Annotated in this window: 14 protein-coding genes; 6 read left to right on the top strand and 8 right to left on the bottom strand. The window is 58.3% G+C overall.

What is annotated here, in order from left to right; all coding sequences use genetic code 11:
• Nucleotides 1-313: 313 nt before the first annotated feature.
• From CLV58_RS22970 to CLV58_RS22960, 3 genes are read right to left on the bottom strand one after another with little or no spacing between them, the layout of a single operon-like run.
• Complete coding sequence (locus CLV58_RS22970) at nucleotides 314-1,180, bottom strand: glycosyltransferase family 2 protein (RefSeq protein ID WP_106140184.1); 867 nt, start codon at nucleotides 1,178-1,180, stop codon at nucleotides 314-316.
• Between the two features lie 2 nt (nucleotides 1,181-1,182).
• Nucleotides 1,183-1,836, bottom strand: a complete 654-nt coding sequence (locus CLV58_RS22965; RefSeq protein WP_106140183.1) for an acyltransferase — start codon at nucleotides 1,834-1,836, stop codon at nucleotides 1,183-1,185.
• The gene (locus tag CLV58_RS22960; RefSeq protein ID WP_106140182.1) at nucleotides 1,823-3,019 is read right to left on the bottom strand and encodes a glycosyltransferase; all 1,197 of its coding nucleotides are present in this window, start codon (nucleotides 3,017-3,019) and stop codon (nucleotides 1,823-1,825) included. The genes CLV58_RS22965 and CLV58_RS22960 overlap by 14 nt, the downstream gene beginning before the upstream one ends.
• Before the next feature lie 111 nt (nucleotides 3,020-3,130).
• Between CLV58_RS22960 and CLV58_RS22955 the strand changes: the two genes are divergently transcribed.
• The 5 genes from CLV58_RS22955 to CLV58_RS22935 are packed head-to-tail and all read left to right on the top strand — an operon-like array spanning nucleotide 3,131 to nucleotide 10,193.
• A complete protein-coding gene (locus tag CLV58_RS22955) occupies nucleotides 3,131-3,943 on the top strand; it encodes a TolC family protein (protein ID WP_106140181.1) in 813 nt (270 codons plus the stop codon).
• Nucleotides 3,944-3,950: 7 nt separating this feature from the next.
• Nucleotides 3,951-6,173: a GumC family protein gene (locus CLV58_RS22950; RefSeq protein WP_106140180.1), complete on the top strand. Its 2,223-nt coding sequence runs from the start codon at nucleotides 3,951-3,953 to the stop codon at nucleotides 6,171-6,173.
• Nucleotides 6,170-7,522 carry a lipopolysaccharide biosynthesis protein gene (locus tag CLV58_RS22945; protein ID WP_106140179.1) on the top strand — a complete coding sequence of 451 codons (1,353 nt, stop codon included), beginning with the start codon at nucleotides 6,170-6,172 and terminating at the stop codon, nucleotides 7,520-7,522. The genes CLV58_RS22950 and CLV58_RS22945 overlap by 4 nt, the downstream gene beginning before the upstream one ends.
• Before the next feature lie 7 nt (nucleotides 7,523-7,529).
• Nucleotides 7,530-8,996 carry an O-antigen ligase family protein gene (locus CLV58_RS22940; RefSeq protein ID WP_106140178.1) on the top strand — a complete coding sequence of 489 codons (1,467 nt, stop codon included), beginning with the start codon at nucleotides 7,530-7,532 and terminating at the stop codon, nucleotides 8,994-8,996.
• Nucleotides 8,997-9,008: 12 nt separating this feature from the next.
• Nucleotides 9,009-10,193 carry a glycosyltransferase family 2 protein gene (locus tag CLV58_RS22935; RefSeq protein ID WP_106140177.1) on the top strand — a complete coding sequence of 395 codons (1,185 nt, stop codon included), beginning with the start codon at nucleotides 9,009-9,011 and terminating at the stop codon, nucleotides 10,191-10,193.
• Between the two features lie 224 nt (nucleotides 10,194-10,417).
• Here the strand turns inward: CLV58_RS22935 and CLV58_RS22930 are convergent, their stop codons facing one another.
• The 4 genes from CLV58_RS22930 to CLV58_RS22915 are packed head-to-tail and all read right to left on the bottom strand — an operon-like array spanning nucleotide 10,418 to nucleotide 14,160.
• Complete coding sequence (locus CLV58_RS22930) at nucleotides 10,418-11,593, bottom strand: glycosyltransferase family 4 protein (RefSeq protein WP_106140176.1); 1,176 nt, start codon at nucleotides 11,591-11,593, stop codon at nucleotides 10,418-10,420.
• Complete coding sequence (locus CLV58_RS22925) at nucleotides 11,577-12,536, bottom strand: glycosyltransferase family 2 protein (protein WP_106140175.1); 960 nt, start codon at nucleotides 12,534-12,536, stop codon at nucleotides 11,577-11,579. The genes CLV58_RS22930 and CLV58_RS22925 overlap by 17 nt, the downstream gene beginning before the upstream one ends.
• Complete coding sequence (locus tag CLV58_RS22920; RefSeq protein WP_146141514.1) at nucleotides 12,533-13,708, bottom strand: sugar transferase; 1,176 nt, start codon at nucleotides 13,706-13,708, stop codon at nucleotides 12,533-12,535. The genes CLV58_RS22925 and CLV58_RS22920 overlap by 4 nt, the downstream gene beginning before the upstream one ends.
• 20 nt (nucleotides 13,709-13,728) lie before the next feature.
• Nucleotides 13,729-14,160 (bottom strand): response regulator, encoded by a 432-nt coding sequence (locus tag CLV58_RS22915; protein ID WP_106140174.1) that lies wholly within the window; start codon nucleotides 14,158-14,160, stop codon nucleotides 13,729-13,731.
• Between the two features lie 89 nt (nucleotides 14,161-14,249).
• Here CLV58_RS22915 and CLV58_RS22910 point away from each other — a divergent pair, with 89 nt between their 5' ends.
• Nucleotides 14,250-16,046 carry a choice-of-anchor Q domain-containing protein gene (locus CLV58_RS22910; protein WP_106140173.1) on the top strand — a complete coding sequence of 599 codons (1,797 nt, stop codon included), beginning with the start codon at nucleotides 14,250-14,252 and terminating at the stop codon, nucleotides 16,044-16,046.
• 129 nt (nucleotides 16,047-16,175) lie between these two features.
• Here the strand turns inward: CLV58_RS22910 and CLV58_RS28510 are convergent.
• The coding region (locus tag CLV58_RS28510; RefSeq protein WP_170108772.1) for a beta strand repeat-containing protein at nucleotides 16,176-18,479 on the bottom strand (2,304 nt) is incomplete at its 5' end.

The following is an 18,479-nucleotide window of genomic DNA, read 5'->3' as shown; positions in this document are numbered from 1 at the left end:
CGAAAAACAACGCCTGAAATTCGCTTTATTCAATCTTGCCTAATACCCTATTGCAAGTAACCCGTTCAACCTGTCACGTCCAACTAGAGGGGTGTTTCTCGTGTCAGCCGCTACGTTCTGGGCTTCCTAACCGTAACGTTTCCCCTGTCCCAGGCACCCCAAAAAGCTCTCCAACTCAAGTGTTTATTTTGTCAACCGAGGCCACACAACGAGTCTCAAAACTGCCCTGTCCGAAATACGTCTTGTGTCGGCCGAGAACGGCAAGCACACTTTGCCTTTTGGCCGGGCCACCCAACATTCGGCTATATCGGTGCTAGCGGGCCTGCGAGGAAGTAGGTGCTTTCTTCAAATAAACAGGTAGTCGTTTCAACTCCTTCAGGGCACGTCGGGTAAATGCTTTGCTAATACTACCCGCGTCCATGAGTCGTCGGTCGCTGGTCCAGGCGCGGGCATTGGTAGAACTGACTTTCCGGAGTGTGCCCAGGTTGACCAGACAGTAGGCCATCCAGCCATCTTCCGACCGTTCGGTTCGCTGGCGATCCAGGTCGTGCTGAAAGCCGCCCACCGCCTGCGCATCGGCCCGGCGAAAGGCAAAATTGAAGCCCATCACGTCGACAAACTCCCGATGATGCCGCTTTAGCCGTTTGAACAGTTCTCCCAGTAACTCGTGCAGCCCGAGCTGGAACCGCTGATTGCCGGGGCTGGGAATAAACGAGTACAGGCCGTATGAACAGGCTACCGACGGCGTGTGCAACGGCTCGACGATCGCGTCGAGCCAGCCGGGTGGATACAGGCTATCCGAGTCGGCACTGGCGATAAATTCCCCACGAGCCATGTCGAGTCCGGCCTGCCGGGCATAGCTGATTCCCTGATCGGCAACGAATACCGACCGGACACCACACTGGTCGAGCAGCCACTGCGTCCTGTCGGTCGAGTTGTTGTTGGCTACGATTAACTCGGTGCGGTACCTGGTTACCTGATCGGCTAGGGAAGACAGTGTTTGCAGAATATTGGCTTCCTCATTGTAGGCCGGAATGACGATGGATACCTGCGGATCGTCGACGCGGTAGCGGCTTAGTTTAGCCCTAAGCTGGCTCAGCGTTTCGGCGGATGGCTGGGTGGACTGGTTGGCTAACCGAAGATGAGCGTCGAGCCAGGAGGGTATGGTAAACAGATGCATGTCTACGCGGGAATGGGCGTGTGGGGTTTGTTGGCAATATACGGAACGCGCAGCCATTGGCCGCTGGCTTCATCGTACGCTTTTAACAGGCGGGCGGGATTTCCGGCAACGACACTATAAGCCGGTACATCTTTGGTCACGACACTGCCTGCTGCCACGACTGCGTGCTTGCCGATGCGAACCCCCGCCGTAATGACGACGTTGGCACCAATCCAGCATTCATCATCGATGACGACGGGGCGGCTGGTAACGGGCTGCTGCCGAATCGGTACCTGCACATCTTCGTAGCCGTGGTTCAGGCCCGAGATCACAACGTGCTGCGCAATAATTACCTGACTGCCAATGGTGACTGGTCCAATAACGACGCTGCCGATACCGACCCGGCTGTAATCGCCGATCCGTACGGGACCGATGCCATTGTTGACCACGCAGTAATCCTCGACGGTCGATTGGCTACCCAGCGTGAACGGTTGAAAGGGGAGGACATCCATGCGGGCGGTGCGGCATACCTGCGCGCCTTTGCCGCGTTGGTGCAGCCAGGGGTTGACAAATACGCTGACCCACCAGCGTGGGCGCGCCTGCCCGCTCGGAATCAGCAGGTAATGAATCAGCTTTTTCAGCCGGGCGTTGCTCTTGATCGATTCAGACAGGTTCATTGCGCAGGTTGCCGACGGGGGCGGGTTGAGTGGGTGCGAAATCGTGTTGGGCCTGTACCAGCATACCCACCGAGTGAGCCCAGGTATGCTGCCGCGCAAAGGCGATGCAGGCAGCGGGTGAGGCCGGTAACTGCCCGTCGAGAATGCCCCCGATATGGTCGATAAATTCAGGGCCGGTAGTTGCCAGTCGCACGTAGTCGGCAAACAGACTCATCGTCTCCGTTTTCAGGGCCACTACCGGCTTGCCCATCGCCAGGTACTCGTCAATTTTTCGGGGGTAATTACCGATGGTCAGTTCGTTGAGCTGCTGCGGATTGATGGCCACGTCGAGGTGGGCCAGATAAGCCGGGAGCTGGGCCATTGGCTTTGCCCCCAGAAAATGAACGTTGGGTAGTTCGTGCAGGGCGCTCTGTCGGAAGGCGTCGTCTTCAGGGCCGATCAGTACCAGCTGCCAATCGGGACGGGAGCGGGCCGTCAGCAGCAGCCAGTCGATGGTCAGTCGGCCAGCGTTCAGGGCCCCCAGATAGCCGATGCGTGGGTATGGAATTCGGGCCAGGTCGTCGGGCAGCGCGTGCGGTACCGTCGGGTCGAACTGCCGAAGGTCACACCCCTGCCCGATGTCGACCGTTCGCGGATTGTGCTGCCGGGCCAGCCGGGCGAGGTAAGCGGAGTTGGCCGCTACGAGCGTCGCCTTGCGCATCAGCGCCGGTTCCAGGCGGTTGCCGTGCCGCTGCCAGAAACCGATTGCCAGCAGATTATCGCGGGTGTAATAAATAAACTGACGGGGTTTCAGCAGGTCGGGCAGGTAAAAGCTACGGACCATGTCGCTGTCGTTGAGCAGCGTGATCGCTGAGAAGCCCAACTGATCGATTGCCCACTGTATGATTCGGGCGAAGCGCCGGTTGTTCCAGCGGTTGACGCGGTCGAACAGCCAGCCATCCGGCAGCCAGTTGGTGGGGCAGCTGTGCCGATCGGGTGTCAGCACCCAGCAGGACGCGCTAACCGGTACCAGCGGACTCGTCGGGACGCTTTGTTGGCCAGGATGACGCAGGGCAGTCAGCCAGTCGACAGCCGGATTGACGTACAGCACCCGGTGCGTCCGTGACAGTTCCTGCGCCATGTCTTTGCAGTTCCCACCCAGCGGCAAGTCCCAGGGCTGAATGCCAACGATTACGTAGTCCATGGAAAGGACAGTAGCTAAAAGTGATACTTAATTATTGCTATAAGTATGCCAAATGAAAATTTGGTAAACAAATTGCATATAAAAAATGCATAGTACTAACCTGTTCGGGCTATGTCATCATTTTTTATCACCGCTCGCTACCGGCCATTTGTTGTTTTCCTGTTTCTGCTTGCCGGTAGTGTAAACTCACTCTGGGCGCAGCGATTTCCAACGGCGTCGGTCGACCGACGGGCACCGGTAAAGCCGGCAACCAGTCAGTCGGATACGGCGCTGCTTGACGTGAGCAAATCGCTGGCGGAGCAGATGCTGCCGTTTGACCGGATCTATCAGCTGGCGCTGGAGCATTCGCCGGCCGTGCGGTTTGAGGATGCCATGGTCGATGGTAAAGTCGCCAATCTACAGGTGACCAAAGTGCTGATTCTTCAGGGCGTCAGCCCATTTTTTACGTACGCATCGGGTAATCAGGCCTATCTCAACAGTGGTACGGTTAGCAGTGATTTCGTTCAGTTGGCCAACGGACACCGGTACGGGGTAAATATTCAGCTGGCCCTGTCGGAAGTGGTCGGACGGCGGCACCGGCTTAGTCAGATGCGGTCAGAACTGAAAGCGGCCAACGCCCGCCGGGATCTGATCCGGGTTGAACTGCAACGCGATCTGAATCGCTCGTATCAGGCTACTATGACGGCGCACCGGCTGCTGGGCATTCGGATTCGGGATGCGCAGACGGCCCTGATCGCCTTTCGCATTGCCGAGGTTGAAATGCAGCAGGGCAAGATTTCGTCGGTGGCGTTTGCCAGCGTCAGCAACGTGTTAGCCATCGCGCAATCCAACGTCGAGAAGGAGCGGGGTGATTTTTTAACTTATCTGTACGACATGGTCGCACTGACGGGCGTACCCCTTGCCGCGTTGGTAGCCAGTCGATGAGTAACGTATGAAATTACTCCTAATCAGTCGCGTATTCCGGAAAAAGTGGTTCTGGCTGTTGCTCTTTCCGATTGCAACGGCCGGAACGGTCGTGTATACGAGCCGGGATATGCAGCGTGAGTACGTGACCAATGCCACGATTTATACGGGGCTGGCGTCGGGCTACTCGATTACCAGCAGCGAAGATTCCCGCGTCGATTACTACGCGATCAATAACGCCTTTGACAACCTGATTACGACGATCAAGTCGAGCGAAACGGTCGAGGACGTCGCGCTGCACCTGCTGGCCAGTCACCTGCAACTGACCAGGCCCAACCCGTACATCCTCGGTCCGAAAGGGCTGGCGAAACTAAACGAACTGATCGACGCCAAAAACCGACGGCAACTGGTGGTGAAAGGCAATGAGTCGGCAACCTACGAACGGCTCAAGCAACTGGCGCACCGGCCGGAAAACAACCTGCTGAAGAAAATCCTGTACGACTCGAAATCGAATTACGCCATCGAAGGCATCACCGGTCGACTGACGGTGGCCCGCAAAAATACCAGCGACATGCTGGAACTGTCGTTTAAAGCCGACGACCCCGCCGTCTGTCAGCATACGCTGAGCGATCTGATCGACGTGTTTCGGGAGCGGTACACATCGATGAAATCGTCGGAGACCAACAATGTCGTGCGTTATTTCGAAAACCAAGTGCAGCAGTCGTACCGGAGTTTACAGGGGGCCGAAAATACCCTGCGCGACTTCGGGGTCGATCACAAGATCATCAATTACGGGGAGCAGTCGAAGTTTGTGGCCGAGTCGAAGGAAGACATGACCACCGACTATAACCGCGAAGTGATGCGGTACAAGGCGGCTAAAGCGGCTATCGCTGCCATCGAACGGCGGCTGTCGAACCGGATGTCTGTTGTCACGACCAATGAAGACATTCTGGCCCGGCGTACGGAACTGGGGAAAGCGCAACTGCAACTGGCCAATGCCATGGCGACCGGGCAACCGGCGTCGGTAATCGAGCCCTTACAAAACAACTTTACCCGCCTGTCGGACGAGCTGCGGCAGGTAGCTCATACCTATTACAGCCTCAACAATTCGCAGGAAGGCTTACCCCAAAGCAACCTGCTCGACGACTGGCTGAATAAGCTGATCGAATCCGAAGAATCGGGTGCCCGGATCACCGTTATGCGCAACCGGCTCCGCGAATACGACGCGATCTACACCGAGTTTGCGCCCCTGGGCTCGACCCTGAACCGGATGGAGCGGGAAGTGGGTGTGGCCGAAAAAGAATACCTGTCGGTGCTGCACGGGCTGAACCTGGCGCGGCTGCGGCAGAAAAACCTGCAAATGAGCGGTCCGCTGTCGGTACTCGACCCGCCCAAGTTTCCGCTCTCGCCCGAACCGTCGAAACGGGCCGTGCTGGTCATCGCTGCTTTCCTGGCCGGCTTCGTGGTCATGTTCACCTTCTTCCTGGTTCGCGAGCTGCTCAACGGAAGCATCCGCACCTCCGATCAGGCCGAAAAACGAATTGGGTTGCCGCTAGCGGCCGCGTTCCCGCTCATCGCCAAAAAAACGACCAGTGGCGTACTGCTGAATGTGCGACACGACATGCTGGAGCAGCTGCGGAGTGTGCTGATGATCGAAACACTGGCGGCCCGCCCCGACGCGGCCCGGCCGGTCAATAATTACCACCTGATTATTCTGTTCAGTACCCGACCATCCGAACAGCCGTCGTGGGTGGGTACCTACCTGGCCGACCTGCTGACGCAGGCTGGTCATTCCGTCGCCTACCTGTACCCGCGTGACACCGTTATGACCGACGCCCGACCCGACCACGAAGAGTGCTGGCGGACCTACCATCCCGGTCCGCGCTTTTCCGACACGCGGCATATCGGCGAACTGGTCAGCCGGGCCGGGTTCAATGGATCGTCGCTGTCGTACGTTTTTCTGGAACTCCCTGCCCTGCGCGAAACGGCTATCCCGGCGGCTCTGGTGGCGCAGGCCAGTCTGTCGCTGCTGATTGTCAACGCGGCTAGTGACTGGGCCCGGACGGACAGTGAACTGGTCAATTTTTACCAGCGGGCCAGTCGTGCCAACGTCATGATGGTGGTCGATCAGATCGAGCCGGACCTGCTGGAACCACTCACCGGACCGATCAAGGGAAAAAGCCGGAAAAAGGCGAAGAAAACGCTGACCCAAACACCTACCCCCACCCTTAGTCCGACGCCCATTTCATGACGCTACAATCGCTACAGACTGCTGGTCGGCAACTGATCCGGACCAATGCCTTCGTGTCGCTGCTGGGCAATGGATTATCGGCCTTGCTGGGCCTGGCGACGCTGGCGCTGCTGGCCCGCCTGTGCCCGCGCGACGAATTGGGGAAATGGCTGCTGTTTCTGACCATATACGCACTGACCGACACACTGCGGTCGGGCCTGATTCTCAATGCACTGATTCGTAATCTGGCCGCCGAGCAGGACCCGCAGCAGATTCGTCGCTGGTCGGGGGCTGCCTGGCAGTTGTCGGTTGGTTTACTGGCCGGACTTAGCGGGTTACTACTAGTCGGTGCTGCCATTGGTCACTGGCTGGGCTACGGTCAGGACTGGCCACTGCTGGCGGGCTGGATTACCCTGCTGGGGCTGGTGTCGTTACCGGTGAACCTGAGTGGCTGGCTGTTGCAGGCCCGTGCCCGTTTTAAGGCCATGCAGGTTGTCCGCATCAGCGTGCAGGTCCTGTTCCTGATCGGTATCGGCCTGGGGTACTGGCTGCATCGACTCGACAGCACGTATCTGTTCGCGGCTTACACACTGGCGCACGTGCTGATCGGTGGCCTCGTCATTGTCAACGACTGGGCGCAGCTGGGGGCGGGGCGGAGCGGCACGGCGCACGAACGGCAGGCGCTGCTGGGCTTCGGCCGGTACAGCATGGGTACACTGCTGGTGTCGAACCTGTTGCGGAGTTCCGACCGGCTGCTGATCGGGTCACTGATCGGGCCGGAAGCCGTCGTTGTCTATACGCTGCCGCAACGATTGATCGAACTGATCGAAATGCCGATTCGCAGTATCGTTATCACGGACATGCCCCTGCTGGCCAAACAGCACGGCCAACGACCGGTGGCGGCCTGGGCGGCTTATTTCAACCAACAGGCGGGGCGGCTCTGGCTGCTGGTACTGCCGCTGGCGGTGGGGGGCATCCTGGCCGCCGGACCGCTGGTGCAACTGCTGGGCGGGGGCAACTACGACGACAGTGCGGCCATCCTACGTTGTTTCATGCTCTACGCGCTGTTTCTGCCGCTCGAACGCTACTCCGGCATTGGCCTCGATATTGTCGATAAACCGAATCAGAACCTGCTGAAAGTGAGCTGTATGCTGGTCGTCAACCTGCTGGGCGATCTGCTGGCTATCCTGTTGTTCAAATCGGTGCTGGGCGTAGCGGTTGCGTCGGTGGCGACGTTTCTGGCCGGGCTGCTGCTGGGCTTCCGGCTGCTGCAGGCGCATGCCCCAGTGTCGGTGAAGAAGGCGATCGTGGCGGGCGTGAAACAAGTACGGGACTTGTCGAAAAAGATGCAGCATGCCGGGATTCACTAGATCACTGATGCAGCCTACGTGGCTGGGCAACACCCTGAGCGGACTGGTGGCCATCGGTGCCGCCGTCGGGCTGGGAATCGCCATCAACAAGGGCGGGGTTCCGGTGGCGGGCGCGCTGATTGCCCTGCCGCCGGCCATCGCCTACGTGCTGTTTTGCATCATGCGGCCCGTCATTGGCATGTGGACCTACATCCATTGCAGCTTTTTCATCAACGGACTGGGGCGACTGCTCGAAACGGAAGCTCCCTTCGGCCTGGCAATCGACGGGCTGTTGCTACTGACCCTGCTGGGTATGTGGCTCTCAACCGATCGGGCCGACGACCGGCCGTCGAATAGCGTCAACACCGCCGTGTTTTACCTCGTGCTGGCCTGGTTTCTGTACACGCTGCTCGAACTGCTGAACCCCGAAACCCGGAGCCGCGAAGCCTGGTTCTACGCCGTTCGGGGGGTGTCGCTCTACTGGATACAGGTCGTCGTCATTGTGCTGAAGCTGGTCAACGATCGTACGCAGATCGACCGGTTCGTGCGGGTGTGGCTGGGCTGGTCGATCGTGGCCGCGCTGTGGGGATTCAAGCAGCAGTATGTCGGGCTGGTACACGGCGAGATCATGTGGCTTGAGAGCGGGGCGAAAAAGACGCACGTGCTGTTTGGCCACCTGCGCAGCTTTTCATTTTACTCCGATGCCGGTCAGTTTGGCGCGGCCATGGCCCACGTCTCTCTCTTCGCGATTCTCAAAGCACTGGAAGAACCAAAGCTCACCCGGAAACTGATCTACGCCGGGCTGGCCGTGTTTTACTTCTGGGGGTTCGCTATTGCCGGGAGTCGGGGGCCGCTTTTCGTCCTGGCCGTCGGGATCATTATGTACCTGTTCCTCAAAAAAAACGTCCTGATCCTGACCATCGGTATCGTCATCGGCGGGGGCGCTTTTGGCCTGCTGAAATACACCACCGTCGGGCAGGGCAACTACCAGGTGCAGCGCATCCGATCGGCGCTCGATCCCAACGATCCATCGTTGCAGGTGCGGCTGGAGAATCAGCAGAAGCTGGCTGCCTACCTCAAAACCCGTCCGTTGGGGGGCGGTATTGGCTCCGGGGGCGACTGGGGACGACGCTTTTCCCCCGGTACGTTTCTGGCCGAAACGGCGCTCGACAGCTGGTACGTGAAAATATGGGTAGAGTCGGGCGTGGTGGGGCTGAGTGTACACCTGCTGACGCTGGTGATTATGGGGATCATCGGTTTTATTCAGGTGGCCCGCCTGCGCGACCCGACCCTCAAATCAACTATGACGGGCCTGTACTGTGGTTTTGTCGGCGTGGCAGCCGCCAGCTACGGCAATCAGGTATTTGGTCAGTCGCCTTCCAACACAGTTCTCTATGTCAGTATTGCCCTGTTTTGTACCTGCGGCCGGTTCGATTCGCCACCGGTTGCCGAAGCCAAAAACAGGCCCGTTTATAAACCAATCTATGCCGCTTAATTCCGCTATGCCATGTTTATACTTGATCTGCTCGTCGTTCTGCTGCTGAGCTATACCGGGCTCGTAACCGTTTACCTCTTTTTCTTCGCGGTGGCTGGTCGGCTGCGTTCGCTCCCGGCGCTGCGAAAACCCGTTGGTGAGGCCCTACGGCGGATGGCCGTGCTGATTCCCGCGTATCGCGAAGACGGTGTCATTCTGGAGTCGGCCCGGCAGGGGCTGAGTCAGACGTATCCGGCCGACGCGTTCGACGTCGTCGTCATTGCCGATTCACTGCAACAAAGCACGCTCGATACCTTACGGACGTTGCCCATTCAGGTTGTCGAAGTGTCGTTTGCGCAGTCGACCAAAGCCAAGGCGCTCAATGTGGCGTTGCAGCAATTACCGGAACAGTACGACGTAGCGGTGATTCTGGATGCCGACAACCTGATGGCACCTGACTTTCTAGGGCAGGTCGACGCGGCATTCGGCCAGAGCTGGAACGTGGTGCAGGGGCACCGGGTGGCCAAAAATACCAACACCAGCGTGGCCGTGCTGGACGCGATCAGCGAAGAAATCAACAACCATATTTTCCGGCAGGGGCACCGGGCGGTCGGACTGTCGGCGGCTCTGATCGGCTCCGGTATGGCGTTCGACTACCGACTGCTGAAAGAACTGATGCCGTCGGTGCAGGCCGTCGGTGGTTTCGACAAGGAGATCGAGATGCGGTTACTGAGTCGTGGGGTTGGCTTCGGTTACCTGCCGGACGCGCTGGTCTACGACGAGAAAGTACAGAGTGAAGCTGTGTTCGAGCGGCAGCGTACCCGCTGGATTGCGGCTCAGTTCAAGTACCTCCAACTCAACGCCGGACCGGGTCTGAAAGCCCTGTTTGCCGGCAACATCGACTACGCCGACAAGGTCTTTCAGACGGTGCTGCCGCCCCGGATTCTGCTGATGGGGACGCTGGCCATTGGTGTCGTCGCCGGGTTGCTGTTCGGGAGTTCAATCCTGCTGATCGGTGCGGCTCTGCAATTGGCGCTGCTACTGCTGACCTTCTACCTGTCGGCACCAGCGGCTTTGACGCGTAAGATTGGTCCGGCCGAATTGCTCAAGTTACCCCTGCTATTTGGTCGGTTTATCAAGTCGATCTACCGCATGAAAACGGCCCGCAACCAGTTCCTGCACACGCCCCACGGCGCTGACCCGGTCAGCAAACCGTAAGTACGAAGTGGTGTCAGGTCACGCACCTGACACCACTTCGTACTTACGGTTTGTTATCCCGACGCCAGGAGGGATCTTCGGAAATTAATAGCTTTTCTTGCTGTTAACGAAGATCCCTCCTGGCGTCGGGATGACAAAGAACTACTGATAATCAGTCTGTTGTTTTGTGGGTGTGGCCCCTGTCGAAGACCTAAACGATTGTCGAAACCGTTTAGGTCTAGTGCCTAGACAAACGGCGTTGGCTGCGCGTAGGGGGCGGGTTGCGTCTGGGCCGGGTCGAAGCGTTTGTAGATCATCAGCAGGCGCTGGGCGGCTTCCGACCAGGAGAAACGGGTAGCCCAGGCCTGACCACGTCGGATGAGCAACTGCCGTAGCGACGAGTCGTTCATCAACTGCTGCATGGCGTCGGTGATGGCCTGCGGCTGAAACGGATCGACCAACAGCGCAGCTGATCCGGCTACTTCCGGCATCGCGGTCCGATTGCCCGTAATAACGGGCGTCCCACTGGCCATGGCTTCCAGAATCGGCAGTCCAAAGCCTTCACTGATCGACGGGAACAAAAACAGCTCGGCCATGGCGTACAGGCTGGGCAGATCGCTATCGTGAATGTAGCCGATGAAGCGGCAATAAGCCTGTATCTGACTGCATTCGCTGGCGGTAAAGTGTTGTCGGAGAAAGTCGGGAAACTTGCCACTGATGACCAGCGGAATCGTCGGATCGGTCGTGCGGTAGGCGAGGTAGGCCCGCAGCACGTTAATCATGTTTTTTCGTGGGTCGGCGCTGCCCAGGAAGAGGAAATAGCGCGTCGGGAGCTGGTAGCGTAGTCGGACCTGAATCTGCTGATCGTCGGAAACCGGTGCGAAGAACTTGTTACTCACACCGTTATGGAGCACCGTTATCCGGGCCTGCGGTAAGTCCAGTTCCTCCTTGATCTGGTCGCTGGCGAAGTGCGACACCGTAACGATCGGCTGGCAGCGGTGTACCAGCCAGGGGATCAGAAACGTGCGATACACGTTGCCAAGTCGCTGATACGCAGTTGCCGTATTTACATCGTTCTTGCGCTTCATGAACAGCGTGTCGTGCAGAGTCAGGATAACGGGCGTTCCTGAAATCAGCGGAGCTGTATTCGCCGTGCAGTGTAGTACGTCGAGCTTATAGTGGCGAATGGCGAGGGGCAGGGCCACCTGCTCCCAGTGAATGTAATTAAGCCCCGGCAGTTTGACCAGCGTAAATCGGCTGCGCAGCTTCAGGCACTGCTCGTCGGTGTCGGGCCGGACGAAAATAAAGTACTCGTTCTCCGTATCGATGTTCTGTAGCGCGTGAATCAGTTCCAGCGCTACGAAATCCATACCATGCTTGTGCGGCCGTAAAAGGCGCTGTGCTTCAATGCCAATCCGCATGATCGTGCTGAAAAATAGGGGTGAACTGAGTAGCCGGCGGAACCGGTCGGGGTACGGTATGCGACAGATGCCAGATCGTACCCCGCCAGAAGGCCCGAAGCCGGTCGCGCTGCCCGGCAAGCGCGTAGCCAAGCAGGTTTTTGGGAAACGCCAGCAGCGCGTAGTACAGGAAAAACACGGCCTGCGCGGTTCGGGTCATGTTTCGGCGGATGAATAGAATGCGGTTCCGCGTCTGGTAATACACCTTGAGCGGACTGCTTTTGCCCACCGTCACCGATTCTTTGTGGTAGACCAGGGCCGAGGGCTGGTAGTAAATGCCGTAGCCCGCCCGGCGGATCTGCCAGCACCAGTCGAGTTCTTCGTAGTACAGGAAATAATCGTCGTACAGCAGGCCCACCCGCTCGACCACGTCGCGCCGGACCATCATGGCTGCGCCGTGCGCAAACGGTGTCAGCCCGCCCTGGTCGAACTGCCCCTTGTCGATCTGATGCGTACCGATGGACCAGGCCTGCCCGGTGAACGGATTCATGGGCGTGTAGCCCGCGTACTGAATCGTATCCGGCGACTGGTGGTACCGAATTTTGGGCGCGGTGACACCGATGGCGTCGTCGGTGGCGAAGGGTTCCAGTAGTCGTTCGATCAGATCGGGCGTTACTTCGGTGTCGTTGTTGAGCAGCAGTAGGTAAGCACCGCGCGCCTGCCGGATGGCCGCGTTGTTGCCACCGGCAAACCCCAGGTTCGCGCCGGTCCGAATGACACGGGTGTTCGAATAGCCCAGCGCCTGAATCCCGTCGGTCGGGTCGACGGGTGAGTCGTTATCGGCAACCAGTACCTCGATGTTCGGGTAGGTCAGCGTCTGAATCGACCGCAGCAGTTCGCAGGTCACCGCCAGCTGGTTGTAATTGAGCGTGATGATCGATACGAGGGGGTAGTCGTGCCTCATACATTCTCTTTTTGGAACAGCGCCCACGACGTACGAATCAGAATGAGCAGGTCTGTTTTCAGGGAGTAGGTCCGCGCGTATTCGGCGTCGAGATCCATGCGCTCCTGGTCAGATACCCCCGCCCGGCCCCGCTTGGTTACCTGCCACAGACCGGTCAGGCCGGCGGGGGCGGCAAATCGCTGGGCCCGGTCGGTCTGGGTCAGCTTTTCCGCTTCATAGGGTGGAAGTGGCCGGTTGCCCACAAACGACATATCGCCCTTCAGGATATTCAGCAACTGAGGTAGTTCGTCGATACTGGCGTTCCGGAGAAACTTGCCCAGCCGGGTTACGCGCGGATCGGACTGGAATTTCATGAACGTAGCCTGATCGCGCTGTTCATCGAGAAACTGGCGTTCGCAGACCTGACGACCGTCCTGAAACAACGGTTTCTGGCACGAAGTCCCCTGACGCAGGCAACTGTCGCACACTTGACCGCCGGTCGACTCCACCGGTTTGGGCTTGTTGTACATATTCTGCGACGCCATGCTCTGAATCATGGCGTCGGCCCCGGTGCGCATAGTCCGGAACTTGTACATCTGAAACGGCCGGTAGCCCATACCGATTCGGCGGGATTTGTAGAAAATGGGGCCGGGGGAGTCCAGCCGAATCAGCAAGGTGACGATGGCCATCAGGGGCGACACGGCGACCAGAATCAGCGTAGAGAGGGCGATGTCGAATAGGCGCTTCCCCGGCGGGATGCTTGTATTGGCAAACTGCTGGGTAACCTGCTGACTTCGATACGATTTCTTGTAGATGAAATAGTAAATCCGTTTTTTCAGCGTGCTGGCGTCGAACGCAACCGGGAAAATGTCGACCGTCGGCTGTCCTTTTTCCTGCACGTTAAAGTCGACTGTCGGCTCGGTGATGAGCAGGATGGTGGCGAACCCCTGTTCAAGCCGACGAAAATTGATGATGTCGAACAGGTGCCGACCCATCGTGGTTTCGTTGATGATAACCAGATCGATCAGGCGGTCATTGGCTAACTGGTCCAAGGCGTCTGCTGCGGTTTCGGCCACAGTCAGCATGGCTTGGTCGCCGAGAACACCGCGCAGTTCGTCGGTCTGGGCGTCGGTACTGTCGACGTAGAGTACCTGGAATGTGTCACTGGCTGTTATCGTGAAGGGAGAATCCATAGCGGTTGATAAAGCTAACCTTAGCGGGCATCCGTGTGATTGGGCGTCGGGGTAAACCGGACGCTACTGCGCTGACCAAGCAACCGCATCAGCGCTTCGATCTTGGCCTTGATGAACAGCGGGCTGAAGGGTTTGCTGATGAAGTCGTCGGCACCGTGTTGCAGGCATTTTATTTTCAGATCGGTATCCGTCGAGGCCGACAGAATGAAAATCGGGATTGTCTTGAAGAGCGAGCTGTTTTTGATAAGGCTGATAAACTCCATGCCGTCGATGTCGGGCATGCTCAGATCGGTCAGGATCACATCGGGAAAATTGCCCTGCTCAAGCCAATCGACTGCTTCAACGGCGTTGCTGAATGCAGTTACCCGGAAGTCGGGGTCCATTACATGCCTGACGATTTGCCGGATATAATTGTCGTCGTCGACATACAAAACGTGGTATGCTTTTTCCATATGCTTGGTTCAAATCTGGTTGTTTGCTTTGTTGCTTTTTCCTGATAAAAATCGGACCGTACTCTTTTTTTGTTACCTATTCCTATTTAATGTACACCAAAATAGACGTAGTGATCGGCTACCTCGCCCAACTGCTGCTGTATTTATACGGTAGGGGAATGGTACGCTGCTCCGGCAGCGCGCACAACACCGATATTGAATGGACGCAACCAGTTTGGTATTCGCGCATTTCTTATGCCATTCGCAAACGGCAGCGTGTAGAAAAAAGCTTGTTAATCAGTTGGTTCTTGTTGTCCGTTGCCGCCGGTACCGCAATGGGGCAGTCAGGCTGTGTCTGCGACTACGTTGTCGACAAAGCAGGGGTCTACACAAACGCTAAGCTGAACGTCAAGCCTGGGCAAACGGTCTGTGTGAAGGCTGGTCGGTACGACTACCTGCGCTTCAATGGGTTCGTCGGTACGGCCAGCCAACCGATTCGCTTTATCAATTGTGGTGGACTGGTTTCGGTTGGCGTCGACGCGTATTACTCCGGCATTCAGTTTAACACGAGCCGGTACTTTGTCCTGTCTGGTTCCGGTGACCCATCGCTCCAGTACGGCTTCAAGCTGGACCGGTCGAATCAGTCGGCATCGGGTGTCAGCATCGGCGGGCTAAGCTCCGACTGCGAGGTGGAGCGGGTGGAGGTGGCCTTTGCGGGCTTTGCCGGCTTTATGGTCAAAACCGATCCCAGCTGCGACTCGACAACCTGGCGGGAAAACTTCAGCATGTACAATGTCAGTCTGCATGACAATTATGTGCACGACACCGGGGGAGAAGGATTTTACATTGGCCACTCGTATTACACAGGGGTGAACGTTACCTGCAACGGCATACAGAAGACGGTGTATCCGCACCTTATCTACGGGTTGCGGGTGTACAACAACCGCATCGAGCACACGGCCGCCGAGGGGCTCCAGTACGGTTGCGCGCCCGACGCGCAGGTTCATCACAATACGCTTGACTACACCGGAATGGCTCCGTTTGCCAATTACCAGAACAACGGTATTCAGATCGGCGGTGGGGGCGGGGGCGACTGCTACAGTAACCAGCTGTCGCACGTGGCCGGTATCGGGCTGATCATCGTCGGGCATCTGGGCAACAACCGGATTTACAACAATGTCATCAACGACGCCAGCCTGGACGGTATCTTCTGCGACGACCGGGTCGGTTCGTTGCCGAATACGTCGATGCTGTTTGCCAATAATACGATCAACCGCACCGGCCGCGACGGTATCCGGCTGTATAATCAGAACAATACCAACCTCATTGTCAACAACGCGATCACGCAGGTCAACGCACAGGGTAGCCAGGGCGGGCGCGTGCTGACGCTGATGCAGGGTGCTCAGGCAACCCTGGTGACGAACGTGACGGCTGTTGCCGGTACGACGCTGTATACCGACGAATCGGCGGATTTTCGACCTGCACCAGGTTCTCCGCTTGTCGGAACGGGGACTAACGTCAGTAATCTGGGCGTAATCACCGACTTGCCGGGTAACAACCGTGAGGACGGTAGCCAATACGATGTTGGGGCTTATAAATATGCACCTGTGTCGTCGGCGGGGGCACGTCAGGCCGCGCCTATGCCGGAATTAACTGCGGCATCCAGCGAACTACTACTTTATCCGTCGCCGGCGCACAGTTATGTTTCCTGTCAGCTTCCGGCGGGACAAGCTATCCAATGGCTAACGATCTATTCGCAGCAAGGAACCGTCGTGTCGACTGTGGTTGGCGATCATGCCAGCAGCTGTGTCGACGTTTCGGTGGATGAACTGCCTTCGGGAACGTACACGGTCGTCATGCTGAGTGCTGGAGGCAAGCGGTATACGAGTCGCTTTATTCGGCTGTAAGGTGAACGCGGGGGTGGTATGATGACTAGCACAACCCATAAAAACGGTAGCGCTTCGACCGAATGCCTCAGGAGTTGTCGTGCCTGAGGCTATTCGATCGAAGCGCTACCGCCTTTCTTAGTCAGCCCGTTACCGGGTTCTTATTTTCTGAATGGTAACTGGTACACACAGGGTATCCGGGCAACTGAACGATAGCGTAGCGGTACCCGTTGTCCGGCTTTCCATACCCGCATTGTCGATTACGCGGAACGAGATGACCGAAGCCACAGCGCCGTTTGTACCGTCGATCGGGTCGATGTGAACCGGTACGTTGCTGGCAGTCGTAACGCCCCCTGCCGGGAAAGTCGCTGCTGTGTACGAAGTACCACCGATAAACAGCGTCGTCACGTTCGTCGGGAAACTCACGAAGCGAATGGCGACGACCGCGCCGTCGGGATCAGTTCCCGTCAGGCTCGACGGTGGTACCGTTATCGCGTTTGTACCGCCCGGATTCGACCGGGCTGCCAGGGCGGTAGTCGCCGGCGTTGGTAACTGCTCGATCCCGAAGTTGGCTCCACTTACTTCCGCGCTGCCAACCGTCACCGACGTGATTCCGTCGACCAGACCGTCACCGCCCGTCGTGGTTCCTTCGCCTGTCGTGGTCCAGTTCGTTGGCAAGCTAACCGCCGGTGGCGTGCCGCCTACGATGCCTGCTGCCGTGCTAATCCGTACGCCGTACGAGCCGGGGGCTACGTTGTCGAAGCGATAAGCACCCGTCGTCGCTACAGGTACCGAAGCCACCACCGTGTTGGCGCTGTTCGTCAGGATAGCAAACAGACCTCCTGCGTTGGTACCCGGACCGTTGATCTGATTGTCGGTCAGGCCGTTCGCATCGTTGAAGACGGTACCGCCGACACCCGGCGTGATCGTAAAGCTGACAACCCCGGTGGTACAGGTGACAGGGGTGAGCTTGTCGCAGAGCTGGTAGGCGACCGTGTATGATCCTGGTGCGGTACCGGCGGCTACGGAGAGCGAGCCGGTGTTTGGGTCGAGTGTGACACCCGCCGGGTATGTACCTACCTGCGCTACCGTTGCATTACCATTCGGTCCTACCGTCGCTGGCAACCCATCGACCATATCGTTGGCCGCTACATTGGCTACGACTACCCCTCCGTTACCCGCGCTGACCGTACCCGCATCCGGGTTGGCGACTTCTGCCGCAGTGACAGTAACGCTGATGGTTCCGGTTGTGCAGGTGACAGGCGTTATTTTGTCGCAGAGCTGGTAGACGGTTGTGTAGACACCCGGTGTTGTACCCTGCGCGACGGATACACTGCCAGTATTTGTGTTCAACACAAGTGGCGTTCCCGTCGTGAGCAGGGTCACCGTAGCGTTACCGTTGGCACCCAACGTAGCTGGTAGGCCATCAACGACATCGTTTGCTACCACGTTGGCGATGGCCGTTCCGCCGGTAGCACTGCTGATGGTACCCGCGTCCGGATTCGCGACTTCTGACGCCGTAACGATAAAGCTGACGATGGCCGTAGAGCAGGTCGCGGGCGTGAGTTTGTCGCACAGTTGATAGGCCACCGTGTACGAGCCCGGCGTCGTGCCTTGCGCGACGGTCAGGCTACCCGTTGTTGGGTCAAGCGTGACGCCCGGCGGGTAAGTACCCACCTGAGCGACCGTGGCGTTACCGTTGGTACCCAGGGTAGCGGGTTGGCCGTTAACGAAGTCGTTAGCCGCCACGTTGGCGACAGCGGTGCTGTTGGTACCACTGCTAACGGTGCCCGCATCGGGCATAGCGACCGACGATGGCGTAACTGTCAGACTAACGATGGAGGTGGTACAGGTAGCCGGGGTGAGCTTGTCGCAGAGCTGGTAGGCGACCGTGTATGATCCTGGTACGGTACCGGCGGCTACCGAGATCGATCCGTTCGTGGAGTTGAGGGTGATGCCCGCTGGCGGGTTGATAAGCGAGACCGTAGCGTTACCGCCAGTCGCCAGATTGGCGGGTTGACCGTTGACCACGTCGTTAGCTGCTATGTTGGCTACTGGTGTGCCACCGGTGCCTGCGCTAACAGTGCCCGCGTCAGGGTTGGCCACCGAGGAAGCGGTGACGGTGAGGCTAACGACGGCCGTGGAGCAGGTCGGTGTGCTGAGCCGATCGCAGAGTTGATAAGCGACGGTGTAGCTGCCCGGTGCCGTGCCTGCCGCGATGAGGAGCGAGCCATTCGCGGGGTTGAGACTGATGCCGGTGGGGTAGTTGCCTACCTGCGCGACTGTGGCGTTACCACCATTGCCCAAGGTAGCGGGTTGACCGTTGACCACATCGTTAGCGGCTACGTTAGCCACTGGTGTGCCACCCGTGCCCGCACTAGCGGTACCCGCGTCGGGCGATGCCGTGACGGCCGGGGTGACGGTGAAGCTGACCACGCCGGTGGTGCAAGTCAC

Origin of the sequence: Spirosoma oryzae, assembly GCF_003002825.1 — a bacterium.
In the GTDB taxonomy this organism is placed as follows: Bacteria; Bacteroidota; Bacteroidia; order Cytophagales; family Spirosomataceae; genus Spirosoma; species Spirosoma oryzae.
This window is presented reverse-complemented; position numbering and strand designations above follow the sequence as displayed.

What these genes read in the sequence shown, in the direction of transcription:
- CLV58_RS22955 (WP_106140181.1), top strand. Translation starts at nt 3,131, where the DNA reads ATGTCATCATTTTTTATCACCGCTCGCTACCGGCCATTTGTTGTTTTC.
- CLV58_RS22930 (WP_106140176.1), bottom strand. Translation starts at nt 11,593, where the DNA reads ATGCGGATTGGCATTGAAGCACAGCGCCTTTTACGGCCGCACAAGCAT.
- CLV58_RS22925 (WP_106140175.1), bottom strand. Translation starts at nt 12,536, where the DNA reads ATGAGGCACGACTACCCCCTCGTATCGATCATCACGCTCAATTACAAC.
- CLV58_RS22915 (WP_106140174.1), bottom strand. Translation starts at nt 14,160, where the DNA reads ATGGAAAAAGCATACCACGTTTTGTATGTCGACGACGACAATTATATC.
- CLV58_RS22960 (WP_106140182.1), bottom strand. Translation starts at nt 3,019, where the DNA reads ATGGACTACGTAATCGTTGGCATTCAGCCCTGGGACTTGCCGCTGGGT.
- CLV58_RS22935 (WP_106140177.1), top strand. Translation starts at nt 9,009, where the DNA reads ATGTTTATACTTGATCTGCTCGTCGTTCTGCTGCTGAGCTATACCGGG.
- CLV58_RS22910 (WP_106140173.1), top strand. Translation starts at nt 14,250, where the DNA reads ATGTACACCAAAATAGACGTAGTGATCGGCTACCTCGCCCAACTGCTG.
- CLV58_RS22920 (WP_146141514.1), bottom strand. Translation starts at nt 13,708, where the DNA reads ATGGATTCTCCCTTCACGATAACAGCCAGTGACACATTCCAGGTACTC.
- CLV58_RS22940 (WP_106140178.1), top strand. Translation starts at nt 7,530, where the DNA reads ATGCAGCCTACGTGGCTGGGCAACACCCTGAGCGGACTGGTGGCCATC.
- CLV58_RS22945 (WP_106140179.1), top strand. Translation starts at nt 6,170, where the DNA reads ATGACGCTACAATCGCTACAGACTGCTGGTCGGCAACTGATCCGGACC.
- CLV58_RS22965 (WP_106140183.1), bottom strand. Translation starts at nt 1,836, where the DNA reads ATGAACCTGTCTGAATCGATCAAGAGCAACGCCCGGCTGAAAAAGCTG.
- CLV58_RS22970 (WP_106140184.1), bottom strand. Translation starts at nt 1,180, where the DNA reads ATGCATCTGTTTACCATACCCTCCTGGCTCGACGCTCATCTTCGGTTA.
- CLV58_RS22950 (WP_106140180.1), top strand. Translation starts at nt 3,951, where the DNA reads ATGAAATTACTCCTAATCAGTCGCGTATTCCGGAAAAAGTGGTTCTGG.